We start from the raw sequence: 1376 nt of genomic DNA on the forward strand, positions 1-1376 counted from the left end.
CCGCTACGAACGACAAGCCATTCATTTCCTCGCCTTCGCCAGCATCGCCTGCACCCTCATCTGCTATCGCAGACTCACCAAATGAGATGACTTCTAAGGCTCGGGCGGTCGTGGCGAGGGGCAGCGTAGCGGCTGTCGTGGCCGCAGCAGCAGCGGTCAGGATGCGCCGTCTGCTCCAGAACGTGGTGGTCAAGAATCAAATCCCAATCGCTCGGCAACCGGCAGCTGCCCACCGGTGGTGAGTGACTGTCAGTTACAGGTGGCTTACGGCTGATGCCGAGAACTGCGCATCTACCGCGATGAGTTGACTGCCTGGACGAGATGTTTGGCAGCAGTGACGCCAATTGCCTGAGGAGCATCACGTGAATGACATTTGCACGGAACCGTAAATAGAAATTCGGTCCCTTTTGTTCGATCCGGCGCCTGGATGTAAAGAAGTTCGGATGTGAGGTCCGCGAATGGCGCATCGATGCGTTCCATGTAAATGCTTTACCGCGGGGTCCTGTTCGTCCTGGATGATGTGGAGGTGGTCGCCGGCATCCGCCATGGGACTGCCGGAGAAACGGGAAACCGTCGCCCTGTCACGGCAGGGCGCTGTCACGTTGTTGGATGTGTGGGTGCCTGACGGCGTGTCGGGACATGGTGGGCTTGCGGTCCGGGCCTGTGTTCAGGCCGTGGTAGGCCGGCCGACAGCGCCGGTGATCTGGTCCCAGATGGCGAAGCGTATGGTCATCTCGGCTCGCCTTTTGTCCCGGGCCGGGGCTGGCGGCGGGGGCGGGGGCGGCGCAGCCTGTCGGCATAGGCCTGCCCGAACTGTCGGCACCACCGCCGGGACCGTTTCGTAGGAGGCGACGACGCCGTGCTGGAGCATCAGCTTCTCCACCTCACGGAAGCTGAGTGGGAAGCGGAAATACAGCCACACGCAGTGGGAGATCACCTCGACCGGGTACCGGTGCCCCTTTTGTGCGACGGCGACGCACTCCTCACCGACGATCCCCTCCACCATGATCAACCCGAGAGTTCTATGTGTTGTCCGCGGCCACATCGCCGCCGACGGCCTGCACCGGCGTGGTGGTGAGCGCGCCTACTGCGGCGATGCCAGCCATCAGCCCCGTGGCCCGCGCTGCACGGATTCCGTTGCCAGGGCATGTGATTCCCTTACAGGTAGCTTCGGTTGAGGCTCCGGCGAGAGGTCTCGCCGGAGCCTGGTGACGGAGGGCCGTCAGACCCAGTCCTCGCCCGGGGCGATCTGGAAGTACGTGCCGGTGTTGGTGCGTGTGGCGACCTTGCCGTCGGTGCTGTGGACGACGAGGTCGGCCTTGCCGTCGGCGTTGACGTCGGCGAAGTACAGACGGCCCTGGCCAGGCTGACCCAGG

Annotated in this window: 1 protein-coding gene and 1 pseudogene; both read right to left on the reverse strand. The window is 63.7% G+C overall.

Annotation, left to right across the window (positions count from 1 at the left end; translation table 11 throughout):
- A partial coding sequence (locus ABZV42_RS40165) for a hypothetical protein (protein ID WP_356057133.1) occupies nt 1–193 on the reverse strand: 193 nt, incomplete at its 3' end.
- Nucleotides 194–744: 551 nt separating this feature from the next.
- Nucleotides 745–1006, reverse strand: a pseudogene (locus tag ABZV42_RS40170) (hypothetical protein); the annotation flags it as partial.
- Nucleotides 1007–1376: the final 370 nt, after the last annotated feature.

This window comes from Streptomyces sp. NPDC005281 (genome assembly GCF_040607495.1).
GTDB lineage: Bacteria > Actinomycetota > Actinomycetes > Streptomycetales > Streptomycetaceae > Streptomyces.